Source organism: Pricia mediterranea, from assembly GCF_032248455.1.
GTDB lineage: Bacteria > Bacteroidota > Bacteroidia > Flavobacteriales > Flavobacteriaceae > Pricia > Pricia mediterranea.
Genome location: NZ_JAVTTP010000001.1, coordinates 4095271 through 4120107, shown reverse-complemented (window position 1 = coordinate 4120107; position 24837 = coordinate 4095271). Strand labels below are relative to the sequence as shown.

The 24837-nt window shown below is 46.7% G+C and carries 19 protein-coding genes; 7 read left to right on the top strand and 12 right to left on the bottom strand.

The features are described 5' to 3' along the window. Nucleotides 1-17 precede the first annotated feature (17 nt). The 3 genes from RQM65_RS16920 to RQM65_RS16910 all read left to right on the top strand — a co-directional run bounded on the left by RQM65_RS16920 (nucleotide 18) and on the right by RQM65_RS16910 (nucleotide 4215). Nucleotides 18-1682 carry a UxaA family hydrolase gene (locus tag RQM65_RS16920; protein ID WP_314016601.1) on the top strand — a complete coding sequence of 555 codons (1665 nt, stop codon included), beginning with the start codon at nucleotides 18-20 and terminating at the stop codon, nucleotides 1680-1682. 137 nt (nucleotides 1683-1819) lie between these two features. Then, a complete protein-coding gene (locus RQM65_RS16915; protein ID WP_314016600.1) occupies nucleotides 1820-3280 on the top strand; it encodes a tagaturonate reductase in 1461 nt (486 codons plus the stop codon). Nucleotides 3281-3387: 107 nt separating this feature from the next. Then, the gene (locus RQM65_RS16910; protein WP_314016599.1) at nucleotides 3388-4215 is read left to right on the top strand and encodes an amidohydrolase family protein; all 828 of its coding nucleotides are present in this window, start codon (nucleotides 3388-3390) and stop codon (nucleotides 4213-4215) included. 174 nt (nucleotides 4216-4389) lie between these two features. On the opposite strand, the gene RQM65_RS16905 is transcribed toward RQM65_RS16910, so the two are convergent. Next, nucleotides 4390-5223: a fumarylacetoacetate hydrolase family protein gene (locus RQM65_RS16905; RefSeq protein ID WP_314016598.1), complete on the bottom strand. Its 834-nt coding sequence runs from the start codon at nucleotides 5221-5223 to the stop codon at nucleotides 4390-4392. A 456-nt stretch (nucleotides 5224-5679) separates the two neighbouring features. On the opposite strand from RQM65_RS16905, the gene RQM65_RS16900 reads away from it, so the two are divergent. Continuing rightward, the gene (locus tag RQM65_RS16900; RefSeq protein WP_314016597.1) at nucleotides 5680-6486 is read left to right on the top strand and encodes an SDR family oxidoreductase; all 807 of its coding nucleotides are present in this window, start codon (nucleotides 5680-5682) and stop codon (nucleotides 6484-6486) included. A 341-nt stretch (nucleotides 6487-6827) separates the two neighbouring features. Beyond that, nucleotides 6828-8030: a mannonate dehydratase gene (gene uxuA, locus RQM65_RS16895; protein ID WP_314016596.1), complete on the top strand. Its 1203-nt coding sequence runs from the start codon at nucleotides 6828-6830 to the stop codon at nucleotides 8028-8030. Between the two features lie 156 nt (nucleotides 8031-8186). Here the strand turns inward: uxuA and RQM65_RS16890 are convergent, their stop codons facing one another. The 10 genes from RQM65_RS16890 to RQM65_RS16845 all read right to left on the bottom strand — a co-directional run bounded on the left by RQM65_RS16890 (nucleotide 8187) and on the right by RQM65_RS16845 (nucleotide 22564). Then, entirely contained in the window at nucleotides 8187-9464 is a 1278-nt protein-coding gene (locus RQM65_RS16890) for a mandelate racemase/muconate lactonizing enzyme family protein (RefSeq protein ID WP_314016595.1), read from the bottom strand. Nucleotides 9465-9501: 37 nt separating this feature from the next. Beyond that, on the bottom strand, nucleotides 9502-10452 hold the full coding sequence (locus RQM65_RS16885; protein WP_314016594.1) for an RraA family protein: 951 nt from the start codon (nucleotides 10450-10452) through the stop codon (nucleotides 9502-9504). A 171-nt stretch (nucleotides 10453-10623) separates the two neighbouring features. Further along, nucleotides 10624-11292 carry a bifunctional 4-hydroxy-2-oxoglutarate aldolase/2-dehydro-3-deoxy-phosphogluconate aldolase gene (locus RQM65_RS16880; protein ID WP_314016593.1) on the bottom strand — a complete coding sequence of 223 codons (669 nt, stop codon included), beginning with the start codon at nucleotides 11290-11292 and terminating at the stop codon, nucleotides 10624-10626. A 97-nt stretch (nucleotides 11293-11389) separates the two neighbouring features. Continuing rightward, nucleotides 11390-12430, bottom strand: coding sequence for a PfkB family carbohydrate kinase (locus RQM65_RS16875; RefSeq protein ID WP_314016592.1), 1041 nt, complete (start codon nucleotides 12428-12430; stop codon nucleotides 11390-11392). 182 nt (nucleotides 12431-12612) lie between these two features. After that, nucleotides 12613-13713 (bottom strand): bile acid:sodium symporter family protein, encoded by a 1101-nt coding sequence (locus RQM65_RS16870; RefSeq protein WP_314016591.1) that lies wholly within the window; start codon nucleotides 13711-13713, stop codon nucleotides 12613-12615. Between the two features lie 29 nt (nucleotides 13714-13742). Beyond that, on the bottom strand, nucleotides 13743-14711 hold the full coding sequence (locus RQM65_RS16865; protein ID WP_314016590.1) for an RraA family protein: 969 nt from the start codon (nucleotides 14709-14711) through the stop codon (nucleotides 13743-13745). A gap of 155 nt (nucleotides 14712-14866) precedes the next feature. Continuing rightward, on the bottom strand, nucleotides 14867-16342 hold the full coding sequence (locus RQM65_RS16860; protein WP_314016589.1) for a mandelate racemase/muconate lactonizing enzyme family protein: 1476 nt from the start codon (nucleotides 16340-16342) through the stop codon (nucleotides 14867-14869). Nucleotides 16343-16397: 55 nt separating this feature from the next. Then, nucleotides 16398-17918, bottom strand: a complete 1521-nt coding sequence (locus RQM65_RS16855) for a SusD/RagB family nutrient-binding outer membrane lipoprotein (protein ID WP_314016588.1) — start codon at nucleotides 17916-17918, stop codon at nucleotides 16398-16400. 23 nt (nucleotides 17919-17941) lie between these two features. Next, nucleotides 17942-21439: a SusC/RagA family TonB-linked outer membrane protein gene (locus RQM65_RS16850; RefSeq protein ID WP_314016587.1), complete on the bottom strand. Its 3498-nt coding sequence runs from the start codon at nucleotides 21437-21439 to the stop codon at nucleotides 17942-17944. Nucleotides 21440-21559: 120 nt separating this feature from the next. Continuing rightward, nucleotides 21560-22564, bottom strand: a complete 1005-nt coding sequence (locus RQM65_RS16845) for a FecR family protein (protein ID WP_314016586.1) — start codon at nucleotides 22562-22564, stop codon at nucleotides 21560-21562. A 151-nt stretch (nucleotides 22565-22715) separates the two neighbouring features. Here RQM65_RS16845 and RQM65_RS16840 point away from each other — a divergent pair, with 151 nt between their 5' ends. Both RQM65_RS16840 and RQM65_RS16835 read left to right on the top strand, forming a co-directional pair. After that, a complete protein-coding gene (locus RQM65_RS16840; RefSeq protein WP_314016585.1) occupies nucleotides 22716-23276 on the top strand; it encodes an RNA polymerase sigma factor in 561 nt (186 codons plus the stop codon). A gap of 116 nt (nucleotides 23277-23392) precedes the next feature. After that, nucleotides 23393-23824 carry a YybH family protein gene (locus RQM65_RS16835; protein ID WP_314016584.1) on the top strand — a complete coding sequence of 144 codons (432 nt, stop codon included), beginning with the start codon at nucleotides 23393-23395 and terminating at the stop codon, nucleotides 23822-23824. A 16-nt stretch (nucleotides 23825-23840) separates the two neighbouring features. Here the strand turns inward: RQM65_RS16835 and RQM65_RS16830 are convergent, their stop codons facing one another. After that, entirely contained in the window at nucleotides 23841-24770 is a 930-nt protein-coding gene (locus RQM65_RS16830) for a hypothetical protein (protein ID WP_314016583.1), read from the bottom strand. Nucleotides 24771-24837: the final 67 nt, after the last annotated feature.

Genomic DNA, 24837 nt, shown 5'->3' with positions numbered 1-24837 from the left:
GCTATGAGATAGTCGCTATGGTAAATGAAATTTCAAAACAGTACATACAATTGCATCCGCGGGACAATGTATTGGCCGCATTGACGGATTTGCCCGAAGGTACACGAGTCAGGCACAAGGGTCGGGAATTTGATCTGTACGCCAGGACCAAGGCCAAGCATAAGTTCAGTATGGACGAGCTAGGGGTCGATGACCAAATTATCATGTACGGCACCCTTGTCGGAAAATCGACGAAACCCATCGCTCAGGGAGAACCCCTCACCACCGAGAATGTGGTTCACGCCTCTTCTGAATATAAGGTAGGCGAAAAGAATTTAACTTGGAATGTTCCTGATGCTTCCAACTGGAAAAACGCGACCTTTAACGGTTACCACAGGGCCAATGGTAAGGTGGGCACCGCAAACCATTGGCTCGTAATTCCCTTGGTATTTTGTGAAAACAGGAATGTCGATGTACTAAAAACCGCCCTCCTGAAGTCTTTGGGATATCATACGGAAACGGATTTTGTGGTGGACACGGACACGCTCGTCCGAAAGCTCGAGCAAGGAGCCACAAATGACGAACTTTGGTCCACTGACATTATCCGGACTCCGGAAGAACTCAAGCGCAACCGCACCTTCCCAAATGTCGACGGCATTAAGTTCCTCAACCACGACGGCGGTTGCGGGGGCGTGCGCCAAGACTCCGAAACGCTCTGTAATTTGTTGGCAGGCTACATCACACATCCGAACACCGCGGGCGCAACCGTGTTGAGCCTCGGATGCCAGAATGCCCAGATCAAAATTTTGGAAGAAGCAATCCAAAAACGAGATCCGGAATTTTCAAAACCCCTGCACATCCTTGAGCAGCAACAGAGTAAAAGCGAGCGGCATTTTATCGCCGATGCCGTCAAAAAAACCTTTTTGGGGCTGATCGAAGCCAATAAGATCGAAAGAAAGCCCGCCGCCCTTTCCCATTTGGCAGTGGGACTGGAATGTGGCGGTTCGGACGGATTCTCGGGAATATCGGCCAATCCCGCGCTGGGCTATGCCTCCGACTTGTTGGTAGCACTGGGAGCAACGACCGTTTTAGCGGAATTTCCCGAGCTCAACGGAGTGGAACAAGAGCTCATCAACCGCTGCGATAGCGAAAAAAATGCAGAGAAATTTGCGAAGTTGATGCGTGCCTATTCCGAAAGGGCCGTCGCCGTCGGTTCGGGATTCGAAAACAATCCTTCGCCGGGGAACATCAAGGACGGACTCATCACAGACGCCATGAAATCCGCCGGAGCGGCTAAAAAGGGGGGTACAAGCCCCGTGACCGATGTGTTGGAATATACCGAACCTATAACAAAAAAAGGATTGAACCTGTTGTGTACGCCCGGCAACGACGTAGAAAGTACGACTGGCCTTGCCGGCTCGGGCTGTACCCTTATCTGTTTTACGACCGGCCTGGGAACCCCAACAGGAAACCCCGTCGCGCAGGTCGTCAAAATATCGAGTAACAACACCCTGAGCGACCGGATGAAGGACCTTATCGATTTTAATGCCGGCACAATCATCACCGGAGAAGATACGATTCAAAGCAAAGGAGAAGAACTGTTGGAATATATCATCGAGGTCGCCAGTGGTACAGCAATCCCCGCTGCAGTACGATTGGGACAAGAGGATTTTATTCCTTGGAAACGGGGAATCTCGCTGTGAATAAGGGGTGTTGGATTTAAGCATGATACCTTGCACCTGTCTTTCCCAAGCAAAGCCCCATCTAAACGGAACGCCCATCCCGTCCGGTACGGAAGGGAAGGGTATCAAGGAATTCTAATGATCAAAGCGAAACAACTATGCAGACCTTGAACCGAGATATAATTACCCACACAAACGACCACCCCCTAAAAATCATGCAATTTGGCGGTGGCAACTTCCTACGGGCCTTTGTGGATTGGATGGTCGATGTACTGAACGCAAAAACCGATTTCAACGGTGGGATTGCCGTAATCAAGCCCACCGAAGGCGGGGATTATTCTGAACTGAAAGCCCAAGAGGGACTGTTCACCGTTATATTGGATGGAATAAAGAATGGCGAAACGGTGGAGGAAAAAACCCTGGTCACCTCGGTGCAAGAAGTTGTGAACAGTTACACCGAATGGGACACCTATCTAAAATTGGCCGAAAATCCCGACCTGCGGTTTATCGTTTCCAATACCACGGAGGCAGGGATTCAATTCAATCCCGACGACAGTTTCGAAGACACACCGCCCCGGCAGTTCCCCGCTAAACTCACGCGATGGCTGTATCACCGTTTCCATCATTTTAAGGGCGAGGCCTCAAAAGGCTGTGTTTTACTTCCCTGTGAATTGGTAGAAAATAATGGTATGGCATTAAAACAGGCCGTTTTACGGTATGCGGACCATTGGGGGCTGGCGAAAGATTTCAAGCGATGGATCGATGATGCCAATTCCTTTTGCAGCACCTTGGTGGATCGCATCGTATCAGGCTATCCGACTGCCAGGGCCGATGAACTCGAAAAAGAACTGGGTTATAAGGATGATCTACTGGTAGCCGGGGAGTATTATCACAGTTGGGTCGTTCAAGCATCGGTTAGCGTGCAAAAAGAACTCCCTTTTTCCCAAACGAACCTAAACGTCGAGTTCGTGGACGACCTTGTTCCCTACCGTGAAATGAAAGTGCGCGTGTTGAACGGGGCCCATACCGCGCTAGTGCCCGTAGGCTATTTGGCCGGTATCCGATTGGTCAATAAGGTAATGGAAGACGAAATGTTTAGTTCTTTTGTGGAATCCCTTTTACTGGAGGAGGTGGCACCGACCTTGGATTTTCCCCAGAAAATAAAGCAAAAGTTCGTTGCCGATGTTTTGGATCGTTTTAGAAATCCGTTGCTACAACACCAACTAATCAGCATATCCCTGAACAGTTCATCTAAATTCTCGGCCCGGCTGTTACCGACTTTGAAAGATTACCTCGCAAGCGAAGGGAATCTTCCCGAACGGATCGTATTCGGCCTATCCGCATTGATTCGATTCTACAAGGGGGAAGCCGACGGGAATCCCATCCCTTTAAAGGATGACCCGAAAATCTTAAGTTTTTTTGCATCCAAATGGAAAAAATACGATTCCGATTTCCTGACACTTGAAGATTTGTCCAAATCCATATTATGCAATACCTTCATATGGAATGAGGACCTCACGGAAATTGATGGATTGGCGGAAAAAGTTGCCCAAAATCTCGGGCGTATACAAAGTAAGGGTATTCGCCCCGCACTGTCGGATGTATTAAATAAGTGCTAAATGATCATTGCTTCTTGGCAAACTGGCCCGTTACGCTTAGATTAAACCATACGAATTAAACCGTACAACGATTAACCCATACATCCCAAACTGATAAAAACACAACAATGATTATAGATTCCCACCAACATTTTTGGAAGTATGATTCCGAAAGACACGCATGGATCGATGACGATATGTCCGATATTCGACGTGATTTCTTGCCATACCACCTCAAAGAGGTCTATGACGAAAACGGTATTGACGGGTGTGTAGCCGTTCAAGCGGACCAAACCCTAGAGGAAACCGACTTTTTGCTGGGCTTGGCACACGAAAATGATTTTATAAAAGGTGTCGTAGGCTGGGCCGATCTGCGGGACAAGAACGTAGAAGAGACCCTAGAAAAATATTCCTCCCGCCAAAAACTCAAGGGGTGGCGCCACATCGTACAGGGCGAGGCGGATGCCAATTTTTTATTGCGATCGGATTTTATAAGGGGAATCTCTTATCTTGAAAAATACGACTATACCTATGATATATTGGTCTTTCCCCATCAACTGGGCGCTGTTCTGGAGTTTGTAAAGCGATTTCCCAATCAAAAATTTGTCATCGATCATATCGCCAAACCGTACATCAAAGATGGATATTATGAGGGGTGGGCCTTACTCATGGAAGCCATTGCCAAATATGAAAACGTATTCTGCAAAGTATCGGGCATGATTACCGAGGCGGATTACAATACTTGGACTCCCCTGGAATTACAGCCGTACCTAGAGCATGTCTTCGAAATTTTCGGCAGCGAGCGGGTTATGTTCGGTTCCGATTGGCCGGTCTGTTTGGTGGCAGGGGAATATAAAGATGTCAAAAAACTGGTCCGCGATTTTATATCGGGATTAAATTCCCATGATCAAGACATGATTATGGGGGAAAACGCTGTGGCTTTCTACAGACTATAACGTAACGTCTCTCATCTGGTCCGATGGCCGGTGATTGCGAACCTAACCCAACTATCGATGGACCAGCTTATGGGTTTTATGATTTAACCAAATAGTAGGACGGATTTCGGCTTACAAATGAAATAGTGCCCATTATCGGGGCAGCAGGTACAGAGGGCAGTATGCAAATATCCGTCAATCGCCCACAAAATTGATCAATGTGCCGATATGGTCGATTGAAATCCGTATCTCGTCGTCAATTATTAAACTAAAATCATCGGGAGGAATTATCCCCGTACCGGTCATCAGAAAGCATCCATGGGGAAAGCTACATTCCCTGAAAAGAAATTCTACCAATTCGTGGTGTTTCCTTTTCATCTGATCGATCCCGATCTGATCGGAGAAGATCGTCTCTCCGTTCCGCAAAATCTCTAGTTCTATTTGGGTGTCGGCAGCTATAGAGCTTTCCGGCACGTAAATACATGGGCCCAATCCCGCACAACCCTCGTAGGTTTTCGCCTGGGGAAGGTAAAGTGGATTCTCGCCCTCAATGCTTCTGGAGCTCATATCGTTACCGATGGTATAGCCTTCGATGCTGCCTTCTGAACTTACAAGTAGTGTAAGTTCGGGCTCCGGAACGTTCCATCGGGAATCTTTTCTAATACGCACCCTGCCCCTTTGGCCAACGGTACGCTGTGGAGTGGCCTTAAAAAAAAGTTCGGGACGTTCGGCGTCATATACCCTGTCGTAAAAACTGCCGCCGCCTGCTGATTTCGATTCCTCGATACGGGCTTCTCGACTCCGCTTATATGTCACTCCCGATGCCCATATCTCCTGTGAACCGATGGGAGCTGGCAAAATATTCGGCAAGGAGTCGCCGGAGCATGGCTGCATCGTTTCCAAATCCTCAAGCAAGGCCCCGTACAGGTTGCTCCGGTTTAGGAAATCATCCCAATTGTCCATTTTTTTTGTATGGAACGCATCATTATGATTTATGATAACACCTGTATTGGTTTTGTAAATTTTCATATTAAAGGAAACATTTGGTTCGTCCGTATAAAAATAAGCTTTCCGATTCCATTTTAAAAGCTATCTAAAGGATTCTATTTTTTGAGGATATTGTTTTATCTTGGGATTTTTAAGAAATAGCATCGTCCCTGTAGGTCTTTAAATCTTTGTTCAAAAAATAATAAAGTTCCGCAGATGGTCACCCAAGCAGTTGGGTTACTTTGCTAAGTAAAATGTCAGGTCGAGCCGCTCGACTCCGCTCGAGACAGGCTCGGTCGAGACCTAATTTGAACGGACGAAAAGTTCGCGACTGCCTGCCTGAGCTGAGCATCTGCCTGAATGACGCAGTATGGCAGGCAGTCCGAAATATTCAATCTGGCGTGCAGCCGAAGTTCCCGATGGGAAAACCTTAGTTCAAGTTGATTGGATATTCTTCCGGCCAAGCATTAAAAAATATATTAATACGATAGAAATAATATGTTCGAAATTAAAAACAAGATTGCCATTATCACCGGAGCGAGCGGAGCCTTGGCCGGGAGTGTAGCCAAAAGCTTGGCAGAGGTGGGAGTAAAACTTGCACTTCTGAGTCGAAAGGAGTCCTCCTTGAACCCCTTATTGAAAGAAATAGCGGAAATGGGAGGTAAAGCGGAGGCCTACGAAGCGGATATTCTGGATGAGGAATCGTTGCAGAATGTAAAGCTGCAGATTATGAACGACTTTGGCAGAATCGACATTCTTTTAAACATCGCGGGAGGAAATCTCCCTGGGGCGACCATTGCTCCTGGCAAAACGATTTTCGATCTCTCGATGGACGATTTTAAAAAAGTGACCGATTTGAATCTGAACGGCACCGTGCTTCCGTCCTTGATTTTCGGGGAAACCATGGCCGATCAGAAAAAAGGGGTTATCATCAACTATTCCTCCATGGCGGCGGATCGGGTCATCACCCGGGTAGCCGGTTACTCGGCATCTAAGGCGGCTATGGAGAATTTCACCCGTTGGATGTCGGTCGAGATGGCCACCAAGTTCGGGGAGGGCATTCGCGTCAACGCCATAGCCCCGGGATTTTTCATAGGAAAACAGAACAAGGCCCTTTTGACCAACGAAGATGGCTCGTACACCCAACGCGGGGAGACCATCATCAAAAACACGCCAATGGGCCGCTTTGGGGATGCGGAGGAACTCAATGGCGCTATTCACTTTTTGTGCAGTGACGCCGCAAAGTTCATAACGGGAATAGTACTTCCCGTCGATGGGGGCTTTAGTGCTTTTAGTGGGGTTTAGGATGGTAATCAGTGGCAGTAGCCAGTATAAATTCAAGGTTTAATACTGCCTTCGGCAGGTTTAAAGCTTACTATGACCTGTAACAATCTCGAACAGCCGCGAAGTAGTGATTGAACCTTAAATTTTTTTATGCTTAACCGTTTCGGGATGCAAACCCGAGGTAGGACTGTTAGACTTAGTACGAAGGATTAAAAAATCTTGAAAAAAACGGACTATTTTGAGTAAAAATCTACATTCTTATGTCTTAAATCCTACATTTTGTCCTTTTGGGATGTAGGTAATCATGCGTACAAGCATTATTTTTTATATATTTTAAATTGAACTTTATTAGCCAATAAACTATGGAGCAGACATGGCGATGGTACGGGCCGAGCGATCCCGTAAGCCTACAGGATATTAAACAGGCCGGGGCCACCGGCATAGTCACCGCGCTACACCATATACCCAACGGGGAGGTCTGGGAGATAACGGAAATCAAAGAACGTAAAAAGATTATCGAAGATAGCGGATTGGTCTGGTCGGTCGTAGAATCGCTTCCCATCCATGAAAGCATCAAAATCCAGAAAGGGGACTACAAACGACATATTGAAAATTACAAACAGAGCCTTAAAAACCTAGCGGCTTGTGATGTGAACATCGTTTGCTACAATTTTATGCCGGTATTGGACTGGACTCGTACCAGTCTCGATTACGAAGTGGAAGACGGTTCGAAGGCCCTAAGGTTTGAATTCAAGGCGCTCGCAGCCTTCGACTTATTTGTTCTCAAAAGACCCCAGGCCGAGGCGACCTACACCAAAGATCAGGTTGCAGCTGCCAAAGAACGTTTCGAACAAATGTCCGAAAAGGATACGTGGGAATTGGTAAAAACCATTATTGCCGGGCTGCCAGGCTCATCCGAAGGCTATCCGGTGCCCGAAAAAGGGTACGACCTTGGCAAGTTTCAAAAAATCTTGGATACCTACGAGAATATTGGAAATACGGAGATGCGCGATCATCTCGTCCACTTTTTAAAGGAAGTCGTTCCCATAGCCGAAGAAAGTGGAGTTAGAATGTGCATCCATCCCGACGATCCGCCGTTTTCTATTTTAGGCCTGCCCCGAATTATGGGTACGGAAGCGGATTATGCGTATATCTTCGACAAAGTACCTTCTCGCCACAATGGCATGACCTTTTGTACGGGCTCCTTGGGGGTTCGGAAGGACAATGATATCTTGCAAATGTTCGAACGTTTCGCCGACCGGGTCCATTTTTTCCACCTGAGAAGCACCCAGCGCGACGGAAATGGCAATTTCTACGAAGCCAATCACTTAGAAGGGGACGTACCCATGTACGGTCTGATCAAAAAGATCCTACAGGAAGAAAAAAGACGAAAAGAGGAAGGACGAAAGGATGCTCAAATCCCCATGCGGCCCGACCACGGCCATCAGATGCTTGACGATCTGCACAAAAAAACCAACCCCGGATATTCGGCTATTGGTCGCCTGCGGGGCCTGGCAGAATTACGGGGCTTGGAAATGGGGATTCGGAAAAGCTATTCTGAATGAAGCTTATACCTTTCCGATTCCAATTCGTTCAACAGCGTTATCCCATCGAACTATCTCGAAGCTTGCCTGCTCGCCCGGTTCCTGGTATTGCACCAAGACAAATCTACAGACCATATATAACGGCAACAGGTCATTAAAATAAAAATGACAACATCCCTATTCAAAAAAGGGAACATCTTTTACAGCGTATTTTTTCATGCCTTCCTCATTGATTTCGACCCCTATGCCCGGTTTTTCTGACAAGGGTATGAATCCATTTTCTACCATATGGCCGTCAAAGGTTACGATTTCTTTGAACATGGGGTTTTTATGAAAATAAATCTGCCACTCCAGAACCATGAAATTGGGCACCGAGGCGCAGACGTGGCACGATGCCATGGCCCCGAGATATGATGCTACCATATGTGGGGCAAAAGGTACGTAATACAAATTGGCCAAATTGGCGATACGCTGGGCCTCCCCCAATCCGCCCGCCTTTTGTAGGTCGGGCATGATGACATCTACTGCACCCGCCTCTAGTAGCGGTCTGAATCCATAAGCCAAATAGTGATTTTCCCCGGCACAGATGGGGGTGCTGGTAGACTCGGTGATTTTCTTATAGGCCTCGACATTTTCTGCAGGTATAGGCTCTTCCAGCCACATCATATTAATAGGTTCGAGAACTTTCGCAACGCGCTCCCCCGAGGTGGTATCGTAGCGACCGTGCATATCGGCACAGATATCGATGTTCGGTCCGACAGCCTCGCGAGCCGCGGCCATTTGATCGTACATCCGCTGAATCTCTGCTGGACTGGCGGTCCAGTTATACTTGTCATATTTATTGGGATCGTTACCTTGATCAAGGTCAAACTTTACCGCTGTAAAACCCATATCGACGGCTTCTTTGGCACTAGCCGCAAAATCTTCTGGTTTGGGCAATTTGTTCTGGTAAAGGGCCGTATCCATATACACCCTTATCTTATCCCTGAATTTTCCGCCTAAAAGTTGGTATACTGGTAGATTCAAGGCCTTCCCGGCCAAATCCCATAGGGCCGATTCCACCGCGGTCAAGACGGCTATGTACATGCCGGACTGTGCCCCCTCGAAAAATCCTCTTCGACGCAGATCTTCGAAGAGACGGTGCACGTCTAACGGATTCTCCCCTTTCAGCCGTTCCCCGAAAATCTTGACCAGATGGTAGGTGCCTGGGGTGGCATCGACCCCCTCCCCGTGGCCGACTATGTCTTGATTGCTATAGATTTTCACGAAAAGACTATGTCCTCCGCGGATATAGCCGCATTTGATATCGGTGATTTTTAAATCGGCCGGGGCGGACATCTTAGGGGTGCGGTCAATTGCCGTTAGGTAATGATTGCCATAGCTGGCAAAAGGTAGCGCGGTCAACGCCGTGGTCGCCGCCGCCTTCGTCAGAAAATCCCTTCTTGAGTTGTGCATTATCGTATTGTTTTCAGGTTTCTTTATCCCTCCCCTCCTACCAGGTTCTAGTTTTCAATAGTTCCTTAATTTCTTCCTTTGATACGGGAAGATCATCGATATTATCATTGAGCCATTGGGAAAAATCTTTTTCTATTGCATCAGACCAGCGCGTATCGATTTGACCAGCGGTGTATTTTTGTTCGCGCAGACGCTGATGGCCGAACATATCGCGAAGTCTAACAACTTCCGAAGTCTTGACCACTTTTTCCGCTAAGTGCGGCGGTATGAATATGACGCCCCCGTCGCGCCCGAGGACTACATCGCCCGGCATAACCGTGGCCATTCCGATACGGGTGGGGGTGTTGATCCCGATTAAGGTGGTATTCAATGCGCCCTCTGGATTGTTGAGATGGTGTGACGGATGGTAGCTTCGGAAAAAGGAGGTAAAGCCACCGATTTCCTTAAGACCGTCGATGTCGCGTACCGCCCCGTCGTAAACGATACCGTTCCCTGTTTTTGCAAAAATGGAATTGGCGAGATTGTCGCCTATGGTGGGGCCGTCAAGATGGGCCCCGAACTGATTTACTACGTACACATCGCCTTTGATCAGCAGATCGATGGTCCATGCATTCTGCGATTTCACCCGTCCATCCTCATTGTGCCCGCGTTCATCGATAACCCTATGGATATCGGGTCTTCCCGGAACGAAAACCGCGGTCACGGCCCGGCCGACCAGAACACTGTCAGGGTTAATGGTCTCCCAATTCTCCGCGTACTGATGTTTAAAATTCTCCCCCTTTAAGACCGCCCAGGCCTCTTCTAAGGTGACTCCGTTCATACGTTCGAGAATGTCGTTGGACACCTTGGGGCGGCCGTCTTCGAAACGCTCGCCTTTCCACTCCGGGGTGAGAAAAATAAGTTCTTCCTTGGATATCTGCTGGGCCGTCAATGAAGCAACGAAACATAGGCATACAACCGAAAAAGATAATTGAAGTGCGGATGGCATGAATCGGGTTTTCATTTCTTTGGCTCTATTGGTTATCTTAGTATCTATTGAAGACCATAGGAGGACAAATTCATAGTATACTACAAAAAATAAAAGACGGTCTCAAAGGTAGTACGTATCCCAAATGCGATACCCTAATAATTCTTTGCTCGTGACCGGTTTCACCCCATGTTAACTTCTCAACCGTTTAATGAGGACCAGGGTATCCTTTATCCTTTTTTCGAGTCCGGCGAAGTCTTTATCGGCCAAAATATCCTTGCTGATCATTTGCGACCCCATCCCCACACAGGTGACTCCGGCGTCGAACCAGCCTTTAAGGTTATCCTCATCCGTGCTTACGCCCCCGGTGGGCATTATACTCGTCCACGGTTGGGGCCCTTTGATGGCCTTTACGAATCCGGGGCCGTAGGTGGCACCCGGAAACAATTTTACGATTTCGCAACCCAGTTCCTCTGCCCGGTTGATTTCCGTCAGGGTGCCACAGCCAGGGGACCAAAGCACCTTTCGTCGGTTACAGACGATGGCGATATCTTCACGGAAGGTAGGAGTGACGATAAAATTAGCTCCCATTTGCATAAACATGCTGGCGGCCGCCGCATCGGTAATGGAACCGACTCCCATTACCATGCCCGCCAGTTCCTTAACAGCGTACTTATTGAGCTCATGAAAAACCTCAAAGGCAAAGTCACCCCGTGCGGTAAACTCCAACAAGCGGGACCCGCCATCGTAACAAGCCTTCAGGACTTTTTTCCCCAACTCGACATCAGGATGGTAAAACAGCGGCACCATGCCGGTTTCCTCCATTACTTTGATTACTTCTATTCTGCTATATTGAGCCATACGGTTATTTTTAAGAATTATTGCGAGCAAAGCGTAGCAATCTGTTGAACCCACTACAAGGTTAAACAGATTGCTACGCTCGCAATTTTAGTTTTTATCAACGTGCGACGCGTCCCGAGGCATCCCCGCCCATCAGCTTTTCTACTTCCGCGACGGTCGATAGGTTAGCATCTCCCATAATTGTATGTTTCAGGCAAGATGCGGCAACGGCGAAATTAAGTGCATTCTGGTCGTCTTCGGGATATTTCAACAATCCGTATATCAAACCGCCCATGAACGAGTCGCCACCCCCTACCCTATCAACGATATGGGTGATTTGGTACTCGGGGGATTGAAACATGGTTTTTCCATCATAAAGAACGCCCGCCCAGGTGTTATGGGAGGCGGAAATCGACCCTCTTAAGGTGGTAATCACTTTCTTGGCATTGGGGAACTTCTCCATCATCTGCTGGCAGACCGACAGAAAGGCTTCCGCTTTTACATGCTCGCCCTGAGTGGTAATATCAAGCCCTTCAGGTTTGATACCGAAATGCTTTTCCGCGTCTTCCTCGTTCCCTAGGATGATATCGCAATAGGAAGTCAGTTCCGTCATAATTTCCTCGGGTTCAACACCGTACTTCCAAAGCTTGGCCCGATAGTTCAGATCCGTCGAAACGGTCACCCCCTTTTCCTTGGCCGTCTTTACGGCTTCCAAACACACATCGGCGGCCCCTTGGGAAATGGCGGGTGTAATTCCCGTCCAATGAAACCATTCCACTCCCTCGAACACGGCATCCCAATCGATCATTCCCTTTTCTATCTCGGCAATGGCGGAATGCGCTCGGTCGTACACCACCTTGCTGCCCCTACTTACTGCTCCTGTTTCCAAAAAGTAGATACCCAAACGGTCTCCACCATATACAATCTTGTCGGTACCCACGCCCCTTTTGCGCATTTCCATAAGGGCACATTCCCCGATATCGTTCTTGGGCAACCGGGTCACAAAATCCACCGGCACCCCATAATTTGCTAGTGAAACCGCCACATTGCTCTCTCCTCCGCCATAAACAACATCAAAGCTATTGGTTTGGGAAAATCTTAGAAATCCTGGGGGGGACAACCGTAACATGATTTCCCCGAAAGTCACTACTTTTTTCATTTGCAATCAATTAATTATGCGTTTCGTTTGCGAACCTCTTTCGCGTTTTACGAATATAAGCGTTCTTAGATTATCGTCAAAAATACAATTTTAACATGCTTGAGAAAGTAACAGATGGTTAAGGGAACAAAACAAATCGACATCCACGGTAGAACCAGAATATCTAAAAGACCTTAATGTTCTTATTTCACCAAAATTGCATCTTTAGCTGCTTTGGGTGGTCTTTTGTGCCAATATGAGGCCAAAATAGAACCCGTAATGTTCATCAACGGACCGAAAACGGCCGGTGCCAGTCCCATGGTGGCGATTTTCCCTAGCGAGTTTGCAATTCCGGACGCAAGTCCCCCGTTTTGCATCCCGACCTCCAAGGCGATGGTTCGGGCATCTTGTTCCGGCATTTTGAAGAGCCGGGCGAACCAGTAGCCCAAAGTATATCCAAAGAGGTTATGTATCAATACAAGAAGCATTAATATTCCCCCGATATCCAGAAGACTGTCCCTTCCGGCAGCGGTAATGATGGTAATTATGATGCCAATGGCGAGCATGGATACCACGGGCATGGCCTTATCCAGCCATTTGGTCTTGAAAAACCGGTTAAAAAGTAAGCCCGCCCCGATGGGAATAATAATCATTTTGGTAATGCTCCACATCATATCCAACACATTGATCTCCACGAATTCACCGGCCAAAAGTTTCATCAACAACGGGGTCAGGAAAGGGGCCAATAAAGTAGCTATGGAAGTAATGGTTATCGAGAGGGCCAAATTGGCATTGGCCAAATAGGCCATCACGTTCGAGGCGACCCCACTGGGTGAACATCCGATCAATACGATGCCCGCTGCGATCTCGGGCGGAAAATTACTGGTCTTGGCCAAGGTAAAACCGACAAGGGGCATAATCAACAGCTGGGCGGCCACGCCAATGAAAACTCCCCTAGGTATCTTGAATACCGCGGCGAAATCTTTGAGGCCCATTTGAGTGCCCATGCCGAACATGATAATCTGGATAAGGGGGATTATCAATGCCGTAAGTTTAAAATCCCCGACATAGGTAAAAAGGTCGGGATAAAACAAGGCAGCCGCCACCCCGGCAAAAATCATGGTGGTAAAAACAAGGCTGTTAAGGGTTTTATAACCGCTGAAACCAATGGCCAAGGCGATAAAAAAGAGAAGGAACAGGACCCCGGTGCGAGCGATGTTCCCCATGAACAGCATTACGGTAATAACCAATAAAAGCAGAACGGCAATGGCCAGGGAAATAGAATATAGGTTGATTTTTTTCAAAGAACGTGTCTTTTAGGATGGCCTTTACGTTAATTGCGATCGGCACTTAGGTGGTCGTTCAAATCTTTACGGGTCATGGGCAATTTTTCGTCGGGATACTTTTTGAGCCAATCCGCGAAATCGGCCTTGATCTCGTCGGTCCATTTCGTATCGATCTGTCCCGGGGTATAGGTGTTTTCCCGAAGCCGCTGAAACCCAAATATGTCGCGAAGGGCCACTATTTCGGAGGACAACACCAGGTCGGCCACCAAATGGGAAGGAATAAAAACTACCCCATAGCTATTCGCCAGTACGGCATCGCCCGGTAATACGGTAGCCCTGCCTATGCGTATCGGCGTGTTGATACTGGTCAGCATTTCTTCCTGCAAATAGGATGGATCCTGTCCGCGCCACCATCCGTTGAAACCTTCTATGGTCATCAGACCGGCCACATCGCGAACGCCGCCATCGAAGATTACCCCGTTTTTGGAATTGTTGTAAATGGCCGTTCCCAGATTGGATCCTATCAAGGTACCGTCTATCACCCGGCCATATCCATCGGCCACATAGACATCTCCCGGACGTAAAATTTCTATGGGCCAGGAATTGCTTCCTCCAATGGTATCCCGGTTTTCATCGGCGCCCTTCATTTTGACCATTTGCTTGTAATCTTTGCGCAAGGGCATGTATTGGGCGGTCAAGGCCCTACCCGTCATCACCTTATTGGGATGGAGTATCTCCCAATCCCCATCGTATTGATTGTTGTAGCCTTTACCTCGCAGATAGCCCCAAGCTTCTTCCATCTGTATTTTTTTTAAACGCTGCAATAAGGCATCGGGAACATGGGGCCGCCCGTCATCAAAACGTTCGCCCTGCCAATCGGAAGTCAGCTGCTTTATGTAATCGGGGCTTGCGGCGACTTGGGCAGAAAGCGAAAAGCAGGCCAAGGCAAACAATGTAGTTAAAACTATTTGGAGATTCTTGTTCATAAATTGGTTCTTGATCGAAATTTTTTTCATGTTATAGAGGATAAACGATTATACTAATTTGCGATTGTCCGGCAAAATAGCCGAAAGGCCCCAAACGTTGGTTCGGGACATTCGACTATCAAATTAACTAACTCAAACAACTATTATAAAATCATTTAAAATAGTGGTAGAATATTCGGGGTATTTCAACTCCACAATCGGTCCCACGCCCGTATTTCGTCCCATTCGGGAGTAGGTGCAAATAGTTCTTCTCCCTCCACCAAATATTTTTTGACCATTTCTTCGTTGAGCTCGACACCGATACCCGGTTTTTCGGGAACGGTCACATAACCATCCTTTACTATAGGTCCATCGAAACCGGTAACCAAATTCTCCCAATCCTTTTTATCTACCGCATGGTGCTCTAGCCACATAAAATTTTCCGTAGCGGCGGCACTATGTACACAGCCTAGGAAAGAAACCGGACCGGCCGCATGGTGGTGCATAAAGCCAATGCCGTGTTTGGAGGCATAATCACCGATCCGTTTGGTTTCCAATATTCCGCCCGACGTATTGGGATCGGGGTGAACGATATCAACGGCCCTTTTCTCGATCAATTCCTCGAAACCGCCTTCCAATCTATAAATATCCTCCCCGGTCTGTATCGGGGTGGTAGACGCCAGGGTAAGTTCGCGTAGCTGATCGGTATACTGCCATGGAATAATATCCTCGATATAGGCCAGACTGTAGGGTTCGACGGCCTTGGCTATCTTTATGGCCTCGTTGACGCCGAAATGCCCCCAGTGGTCGGTGCCCATCGGAATATCGTATCCAATCTTTGAGCGCATGACATCCAAAAACTCCATCAATTTATCAATCCCTTTATCGGTAATCTGTACCCGTGTGAACGGGTGCTTGGTCATATTGTATTGGGTGGATTGATGTTGGTAGGGATTGTATTTCGCCTTGGGAGCGTTGATAAGCGTTCCGGGTATATCCTCTATTAAATTGATACCGATGTCCATTTTCAAGGCGGTATAGCCTTGATCGATCCGTGCCTGCATACGGTCCGCATATTCCGCGGGGTCTTTAGAAATCGTAGTATCGCAATACACCCGTACCTTGTCGCGGTATTTTCCGCCCAGCATTTGGTAAACAGGGACATTGTAGGCTTTTCCGGCCAAATCCCAAAGTGCCATTTCCACGCCCGATACGCCCCCACCCTGTCGGCCATGGTAGCCGAACTGTTTGATGATGCCGAAAAGACGTTCTACATTACAGGGGTTTTCTCCCAACAGCCTGCTTTTTAAAAAAAGTGCGTACTCCTTGGCCGCACCATCGCGAACATCACCATGGCCTACGATACCTTGATTGGTATAGATACGGACAATGGGGGTTCGGAAAACCACATCGCCCCCTATCTCCGCGATACGCATATCGGTTATCTTTAAATCGGAAGGCGCAGAGGCGCGATTGATTTTCGAGGTCGTTTCCGCAAGGGTGTCCTCTAGGGAATAGCCCATAAAGCCCGATAACCCTATGCCTCCCAAAGCGGTCATTTTCAAAAAATTGCGACGAGCTTCGCCGGTGTTCGGACTGTCGATTTCGGCTTGGCGGGAGGCGGTATTCGCTTGTTCTTCCGCCTTATGTTTGTCAATGATATGTTTTAGGTTGTTTTTCATGGATGTTGTTTTGTATAATCTATTAGTTACTATCTATAAATAACACGTATTAATTTTATTTGTCCCACCAAACCTTGGTGTCGAGATTATCAGGACCCATTCGAGCCACTGCTGCACTTAGATTTTCATTATTGGTCGCAATTTCATCGGTAGGATACGTTATTCTATTGATGAAATCTCCGGTAATATCCTGTGCGGGATACGGATTTGGTGTTAATGCAGGGAAACCTGACCTTCTGAAATTGGCAAACGCCTCGGGGCCGTTCATAAACGACGAAACCCAATATTGATCATTGATCTGTTCCAAAGCATTGCTTGCATCAAAGGGATTCGCAGCCAGGTAAGCATCGATATCCGCCGTAGGAATAGCGGAATCGGGATCGTAAGCAGCCATCTGCTCCATGTGGGCACGGACTCCGGCCGCGTAATAATCCGCAGGGTCTCCCGATACCCAGCCCCGGACTGCCGCCTCGGCCAATAACAATTGCGTTTGACTATGTGTCACCATGAACATAGGTGCCGTTTGTTTGATAAAACGGTAACGGTCCACTTGGGTAAAGGCATAAAAACTGGCCAGGTTCATATCCGCCGCAACGCCGACTATCGTCGAATTGTCATAGCCCATAGGCATACCGATCTGGTCATCGGGGTCGGTCGATCCGATTTCCTGGGTCTGCTCCGGTCCAGACTTGGCACCAATATATCGTATCGCAATGGATTGTAATCTAGGGTCTCCTGAATCCTTTAAAAAATCAACGAAAGAATCTACCATATAATAATTATTGGCCTCCGTTGCATTTAAGGTCGACCCTGCGTTATTAGTGTAATTGCTGTCATGGCGTATTACGTAATTATCGTCATTCGAAAGCATTACCCCGCCCGCAAATGCCTCCTTTACCGTTTGCTCGGCCAATGCCAGATCAACTTCTGTGAGCCGCATACCAATACGCAACAATAGGGAATTGCCGAAACGCTTCCATTTATTGATATCCCCTGAATACATCACTTCCCCGTTTTCGGGGGGCGCGCTGTTGCTCAAATCAGCAGTTGCGTTCTTAACCACATTAATTAAATCTTTGTAAATTTCCTCTTGAGGTGTGTAAGCAGGCAACACTATCTGATCTGATAGACCTTTGCCGGCCTCGAAATAGGGCACATCGCCATGCTCGTCGGTAAGAATCATAAAGGCCAAAGCCTCTACGAGCCGCGTCATGTTCAAGAGGTTTGGTCGGTTAGGGGCATCGTCTGCCAGTAACTGGGCAGTGATATCCCCTGTATTCTTTATCACATTCTGGTACAACTTGGTCCAGTGTCCTTGAGAAAATTCACGATTTTCCTGATTGTAGTTTGCACCGGTAAGGACCCCCGAATTAGGAGAGATAACCTGTTGTACGATACCCAGATCAAAGTTGAGTTGGGTACCTGAAGTTGAGGTGTTGATAATGGCATTGTTCAAAAGGAATACAGGGTCGACACTTGCACTCGTCGGATCGACCTCGTTCGTATTGATCTCCTCAAAATTTTTGTCACAGGAAAAAAATAAGATTAAGACGGCAAAAGCTGTGTATTTGGTCATGCTATTTTTCATCGTTTTATACTTTAAAATTTGCAGTTGAGGTTAAAACCGATAGTACGGGTCGTCGGAACCCCGGTAGACTCAAGTCCCGAAACGTTGTCCGAACTATATCCGAAGGAATCGGGGTCGATGTTGGGCACCCATTTTTTTATGATAAACAGATTGTTTGCGAACAAACTTAGCGTTACTCCTTCTACCAATGCGTTTTCGGAGAGAAGCCCACCAAAGTCGTAACCAAGGGTCAACTGTCGCAATTTCCAAAAACCGCTATCATAAACGATGGGCTCGATAAGCTGTTGCGAGCGTATCACTTCCCAATAGGTCTGGGATTCGGTAGCTACCGTATTGGTATCTCCCGCTTCATTCACCCCAACCCCAACTACCCCGGTATCCCTTCCGGGCAGGGTCTGTTTGTGAAGTCCGTGACGGGTAGCATTAAAATTCGTACCTGAAATCATTTTGCCGCCTAGTTTAAAATCCACCAAGAAGGATGCATTGAAATTCTTATAGCGGAAAGTGTTTGTTATACCTCCGATCCATCGGGGCAAGGCACTACCGAAGAAGACAATATCGTCGGAACGGAGGGGTCTTCCGTCATCGGCAAAAATCTGGCGGCCTTGGTCATCCAATTTGTAACCGAAACCGGCCAATTGACCGATTTCCTCTCCCACTACTTGGTATAGAAATCCGTTGAAGGCATGTGAACCGACCACGATGCTTTCACCGGGCTCATCCGTTAACAGGCTTATTACCTTAGTCTTGTTGTACGAAGTATTAAAAGTAAGGTCCCAACGAAAATCCTCGTTACGGATCGGCACCAAGGTCAGCAACGCCTCTACCCCATCACTGCGGCTCTCACCACTATTGATAAGCGTATTCTCAAACCCCGAGGTATTCGATATCTGTGCCGGGATAATTTGATCTAAAGTAGTCTTTCGGTACACGCTCAGGTCGAGGTTTAACCGAGAATCGAACATTCGAAGATCCAGACCTACCTCGGCCTCGGTAACGCGGGCGGGTTTTAGATTGGGATTGGGCAGGGTGCTGGTGTTCGCTCCGGCCACGGGCTGTACTTGTCCTTCGGAATTGGCGAAGAGATTGGCATTTATGCTGTAGAACAACACATCGGAATAGGGAGGCACGTCGGTATCACTGCCCACTTCTGCATAAGCAGCCCGTAACTTACCAAATGACAACCAACTGGAATCCCCAAAGTTATTGGAAAACACATAGCTCGCGGATACCGAAGGATATAAAATACTTCTATTTTCAGGAGACAAGGTAGTGAACCAGTCATTCCGCAATGTCCCGTTTAAATAAAGGGTTTCCTTGTAAGAAAGATCCAGAGTACCGTACAAAGAATTTACTCCCCTTTCCGAAAGATTGAAAATGGGGTCTTTTACCCTACCGTTCTGTACCGTATACAGATCCCTTATGATGAAATCGGTAACGTTTACCCGGTTCAATTTAGATACTCTTTTCATTTTGTTTCCGCCCAAAGTCAGTCCGAACCCGAAATCCTCCCCAAAATCTTTTGTTGCGGACAATAGAAAATCAACATTCGTTTCCCGAAACCGGCGCACCTCCTGCGTGTAGGTACCATTGACAAAACCATCGGGTGCTGGCGGCCTGGACGCCTGTCCCGTTGGAAATCCATTATAATCCTGGTCTCGGGACCAATAATCCTGCCCGGCCCTTACCTGCCCAAAAAGCCACGGAAAGAAATTATATTTAAAGGATGCATTTCCGAACACACGGTCCCTTGTGATATTGTTGAACTGTTTGGCCAATACAAAATAGGGGTTGGTCCTGTTTCGGAAACGGGAGTATACAATTTCATTACCATTTTCGTCGAAAGCATTCGCCTTCCAAACATCCAAGGGCATCGAATTGGCCACATTAAATAGGGATACCGGAATAGTATTGTCTTGCTGGCCGACGTTGGGGGGGTTCGTATTCTTTTCGTTGGAATAGTTAATGTTCGTTGTAAAGGACAGCTTTTCCGATAAATTATAAGTAGCACCTAGACTGGCCGTTATCCTTTTGAACTCATTGTTGGGCGTGATTCCTCTACTGTCGAGATTGGACATCGACAGGTTAAAACCGCCTTTGTCCCCACCGCCGGAAAGTGAAATCGAGTTCGTCACATCGAGCCCATGGCGATAGAACTTTTTAACCCTGTCGTATACCGGCTCATAGGGCAATACCAATCCGTCATATAAAACTTGCGTCATTCCCGGTTGGAATTTTTCACCGAAGGACCATTGCCCCGAAGTGGGATTCGCCGAGGTCGGCCGTACCCCGTTCTCCCCTTGGCCATATTCGTACTGGTAATCGGTAAAATCCAGAGGATTTTGATCGGCAACGCTAATGGTATAGGCCACACCGATACCTTGACCGCTGCCACGGGTCTTGGTCGTAATCATGATAACGCCATCCTTGGCCCGCGAGCCGTAAAGTGCAGCACCCGTAGCTCCTTTTAAGACGGTCATACTCTCTATATCATCGGGATTGATACTGGAAAATCCATCCCCACCATCGGAGGTAACCCCGCCACTACTGGTACCCAACTCCCCACTGCTACCACTACTACCGATATTAGTGCCGAAACTGGTATTATCGATGGGCACCCCGTTCACTACAATAAGCGGATTGTTGGTGCCCGAAATGGAGGATTGTCCGCGTATTCGTACTTTAGAAGATCCCCCGGGTCCGGTGCCCAAGGCTGATACGTTGACCCCGGCAACCTTGCCCTGTAATGAATTCATGAAATTGGAAGATCGGTTGACGTTTACCTCCTCGGCATCTACTTTGGCGACCGCATATCCCAGTTTACGGGTTTCCTGTTTGATACCCAGCGCTGTTACCACCACTTCATCCAAGGCTTGGGAATCTTCTTCTAGACTTACGTCAATCGTTGATGACTGTCCCACGACGACTTCCTTGGTTCCGAAACCCAAGGCGCTGAAGACCAAAGTAGCATTTGAACCTGTTGCTATGGTGTAGTTGCCCTCGAAATCGGTGGCAGTTCCGTTCGTCGTATTTTTTTCCAGTACCGAGACCCCAGGTATAGGCGCCCCATTAGCATCGGTAACCTTGCCCGAAACTTCCTGTTGTACGTTTTGTGCGGTTTGCTCTACTTCCTCGTTAGCGACCACGGGCAAAGTTCTCGTTAAAATAATTTGGCTTTCAAAAATCTCAAAAGTTACCGGGGTGTCCGCAAACAGTTCGCTCAGGATCTTCATTACGGTTTCATCGACATATTCGACAGTCACTTTTCGTTTGTAATCAATCTGGTCGTCGTTGTACAAAATCTTAAACTCCGTTAAGGTTTCGATTTTTTGAAGCACCGTTTCAATGCTGGCATTTTTCAAGGTCAACGTGATTTTTGTGTCTTCGGAGGGGCTGCCCTGGGCTTGAAAAAATACGATGGCGAAAAGGTAAAAGCAGAGTTTCATTTTTTGATGGAACTTCAACGGATAGATGGCGTAGCCTCCTATCTTCTTGATTGTGTTTTTCATATCTTTGTGTACATTTAGATGGTTAACTATAGTTGTGAATCACTCTAAAGTCTATCGGGAATGTGGCAGCATTTTCCGATTTGTTCTTTCTTTTAAAAATCCATTCATAGAATGCCTGGTTTAAGGCTTTTTGATAACTATTTCGCGGTCGTCGACCGTATAGCGCATTGGATAATTTTTACTGAATGTGTGTAAGACCTGTTCAATGGTCTCCGTATCGAAACTGGCCGTAAATCTTACCTCGTCAAGTTCTTCATACCCATTGGAAATCACAACATTGTAATTTCTCTCTAATATTTTGCGGATTTTCTTGAACGGAGTGTGGTTAAAAATTATTTTTCCCTCCATCCACCCCGTGTAAAGGTCTGTATCCGTTTCTTCTATTTGCATTGAGCCGTCTTTCTTTTGCCAATTTGCGATGTGCCCGGGATCTAATCTTTGACTTTTTATTGCATCGAATGTTTCATCCCTTTCAAAAAACCCTACTGATCCTTCTACTAGTACCGTGCTGATGTTGACATCATCCGAATACGCTGATACGTTGAACTCTGTCCCCAAAACCTGTATGTTCAAGGCGTTCGTATTCACGATAAAAGGATGTTCTTGATCCCTTGCAACTTCGAAATAACCTTCTCCATCCAAAAAAACCTCGCGCTCACTTCCACTTTTGAACTGCACTGGATATTTTAAGGTAGTGCCCGCATTGAGATGGACTTTAGTGCCATCGCCCAATATCAATTTAAATTGTTTTTTATAAGGTACGCTAAGGGTGTTAAAGCCTAATTCTTCGGTGGTCGGTGTACCGTAGTATAGCAGTTGATTCCCTTTTAGGAATCCTATCCGACGGCCATTTTTGCTCCTTATCGAGGTGTTGATATTATCTCGGATGGCCTTATAGGACCCGTCGGATTGCTGCAGCACGATTTCATTCCCGTGATTTAGCATCCGTACATCTTGATGTGGGGCAGACATGGTATAGTATCCGTATCCAAGTCCCAAGCACACAAGTCCCACAACGGTATATTGAAATGCCCTTAACGCACGTCTTTTTAGCAGGTCACGCTTGTCTTGACGGATTCTTTTTAATAGTCTTTGCTTGACCTTCTCGGAATCGTATTCACCCATTATATGTTGTTTTCGGAACTGCTTTCTAATCGGTTTTTCATATAAGGGTTCTGCAGTTATTACGCAAGAAATTACATCAACCCTAAATTATTTGATATTTTTTTTATTAATTTTAGTTGTTCGAAGTCTTAATATTGTCTATTTCACAACCATGGAAATCGGATTTAACGACAATACGTTCTTGATGCGCCAGCTAAAGAAGGGGAATGAAAAAGCCTATGCCTATCTGGTTGATACATACCATCATCGTCTTTGCTGCTATGTCCAAAGTTTGGTAAAGGATAAGAGCAAGGCGGAAGACATTGTACAGAATGTCTTTATTAGAACCTGGGAACGACGCCGTAGTCTGAAAACGGAATTTACCATCAAGAGCTTTCTCTATCGTTCCGTACATAACGAATTTATCGACCAGTACAGAAGACAGAAGTCGGTCACCACCCTGGAACAAAAGTACATGGAAGAGATGGAGCGGATTACACCAAAGGATGATGCTCTTTTGGAAAAACTACTTTGCTTCGTACAGCGAGAAATTCAGAACTTGCCCCCAAAGTGTAAAAAGATATTTTTAATGAGTAAGGAAGAAGGTTGTACCAACGGTGAAATCGCCGACCACTTGAATGTGACTAAGAAAACTATTGAATACCATATTACCAAGGCCTTCGTAATTCTAAGGCAAAAAGCGAACGATCATAAGGAGCAGTTAACGAATTGACAATGTCACCCGCCGCACAACTTGGTCAGGATAATTTAAAGAAACAGGAGTAAACAACGAAAATCGCCAGTTTATCATTGTCCGTTCAACTTTATCTGTCTTAAAACTTACCCTATATGAAAATCAGGACGCTCTCTATAGCCCTTTTACTTCTTGTATCTACCCATGTATCATCCGCCCAAAACAAAGATGTGGAAACGATCAAATCCATTCTCGACCAACAGCGCAAGGCCTGGTCGAACAATGATCTGGAAGGATTTATGGAGGGCTATTGGGAGTCCGACTCCCTAACCTACTACAGCGGAGGAAAAATTACCCGCGGTTGGCAGACTACCTTGGACAACTATAAAAGCGGATACCCGACCAAAAAGGATACGGGTGCCTTAAATTTCAAGATCGATGCCATTACGAAAATCAATGCGGACGCGTATTATGTGATGGGACAATATTTTCTTTCTCTAGATAGTGGGGATCGTAACGGTACTTTTATGATTATTTTCAAAAGAATTGACGGGAAGTTGAAAATAATTGCCGATTCTTCGTGCTAAAATTTCGCAACGTGGCCTATTCCTGCTTCGGTGTGTCTTTGGCTTCGAAATAGTTTATCTTTCTGGTTTTGTAAGTATTGTCAGGAGTGATAATTTCCTTGACCCAATTATTGTTTTCAGTACCGTCGAACTGGTAGATATATTCTTTGGTGCTCACCGTGTTGCCCCGGGTAGTCTTCTCTTTGGCCAATAATCCGTTCTCATCATAGCTATAACTGATTTGACGTTGGGGAATCCATTTTTCGGTTGAGGAATCGTAAAGGGAATCTGCTTTCAAAATCAATTCGTTATCTGCGTTATACACCTCGTGAGACTTCGTATTTAGCGTTCCCTCAAAATATTTTTTGATTGTCTTAAGCTCCAGTACCGAGCCTGCTTCTGATTTTTCGTTCCATGACTGAACGGTTTTGAGCGGGTTCCCGTTCAAAGTTTGGGTCATCGTTTTTTTATTGTCGATACTATCATAACTGAAACTATTGATATCGGTTCCGTCGTTATCCGTTCGGGTCATTCTAACCAGCTGTCCCCCCGCATTGTAACGATACACGTTCTGTTCCAGCAAACGCTCGGTGTAAGACACTATTTTTTCGGTTACTTTTCTGGTGTCTGTGGTATCGATGGTATAAAAATTCGCAATTGAGGTCGCTTTGTCAAAGGCATTGTCCCTGTAATTCTCGACCCTTTTTTCTATCAGCTCATCGTTGCGATATTTATAATAGGTGGTTTCACGGTCAAAATCGTTGAAACGGATGACGATCTTGGTCAGTCTACCGTAGGAATCGAAATGATACTCCTCTTTTCCGTAGCCCGCTATGACCTGGCAGGACTTCACATTTCCGCTCAGCTCAAAATCGGATAGCGTGAAAATTTTGATTTCTTGGGATGTCATAACGGATGGCAAAACCAAGGTTAGCAAGAGAAAGTAGAAAAAGTGTCTTATAAACATGCCGCAAAATTAGGATTTATTACTTCAACTCAAGACAAAAGCTGTACCAAAGAAAAAACGTCCCAAA

Excerpts from the sequence above, each read along its gene's own strand:
- RQM65_RS16920 (WP_314016601.1), top strand. The coding sequence starts at position 18 with ATGGTAAATGAAATTTCAAAACAGTACATACAATTGCATCCGCGGGAC.
- RQM65_RS16915 (WP_314016600.1), top strand. The coding sequence starts at position 1,820 with ATGCAGACCTTGAACCGAGATATAATTACCCACACAAACGACCACCCC.
- RQM65_RS16910 (WP_314016599.1), top strand. The coding sequence starts at position 3,388 with ATGATTATAGATTCCCACCAACATTTTTGGAAGTATGATTCCGAAAGA.
- RQM65_RS16905 (WP_314016598.1), bottom strand. The coding sequence starts at position 5,223 with ATGAAAATTTACAAAACCAATACAGGTGTTATCATAAATCATAATGAT.
- RQM65_RS16900 (WP_314016597.1), top strand. The coding sequence starts at position 5,680 with ATGTTCGAAATTAAAAACAAGATTGCCATTATCACCGGAGCGAGCGGA.
- uxuA (WP_314016596.1), top strand. The coding sequence starts at position 6,828 with ATGGAGCAGACATGGCGATGGTACGGGCCGAGCGATCCCGTAAGCCTA.
- RQM65_RS16890 (WP_314016595.1), bottom strand. The coding sequence starts at position 9,464 with ATGCACAACTCAAGAAGGGATTTTCTGACGAAGGCGGCGGCGACCACG.
- RQM65_RS16885 (WP_314016594.1), bottom strand. The coding sequence starts at position 10,452 with ATGCCATCCGCACTTCAATTATCTTTTTCGGTTGTATGCCTATGTTTC.
- RQM65_RS16880 (WP_314016593.1), bottom strand. The coding sequence starts at position 11,292 with ATGGCTCAATATAGCAGAATAGAAGTAATCAAAGTAATGGAGGAAACC.
- RQM65_RS16875 (WP_314016592.1), bottom strand. The coding sequence starts at position 12,430 with ATGAAAAAAGTAGTGACTTTCGGGGAAATCATGTTACGGTTGTCCCCC.
- RQM65_RS16865 (WP_314016590.1), bottom strand. The coding sequence starts at position 14,711 with ATGAAAAAAATTTCGATCAAGAACCAATTTATGAACAAGAATCTCCAA.
- RQM65_RS16860 (WP_314016589.1), bottom strand. The coding sequence starts at position 16,342 with ATGAAAAACAACCTAAAACATATCATTGACAAACATAAGGCGGAAGAA.
- RQM65_RS16855 (WP_314016588.1), bottom strand. The coding sequence starts at position 17,918 with ATGACCAAATACACAGCTTTTGCCGTCTTAATCTTATTTTTTTCCTGT.
- RQM65_RS16850 (WP_314016587.1), bottom strand. The coding sequence starts at position 21,439 with ATGAAAAACACAATCAAGAAGATAGGAGGCTACGCCATCTATCCGTTG.
- RQM65_RS16845 (WP_314016586.1), bottom strand. The coding sequence starts at position 22,564 with ATGGGTGAATACGATTCCGAGAAGGTCAAGCAAAGACTATTAAAAAGA.
- RQM65_RS16840 (WP_314016585.1), top strand. The coding sequence starts at position 22,716 with ATGGAAATCGGATTTAACGACAATACGTTCTTGATGCGCCAGCTAAAG.
- RQM65_RS16835 (WP_314016584.1), top strand. The coding sequence starts at position 23,393 with ATGAAAATCAGGACGCTCTCTATAGCCCTTTTACTTCTTGTATCTACC.
- RQM65_RS16830 (WP_314016583.1), bottom strand. The coding sequence starts at position 24,770 with ATGTTTATAAGACACTTTTTCTACTTTCTCTTGCTAACCTTGGTTTTG.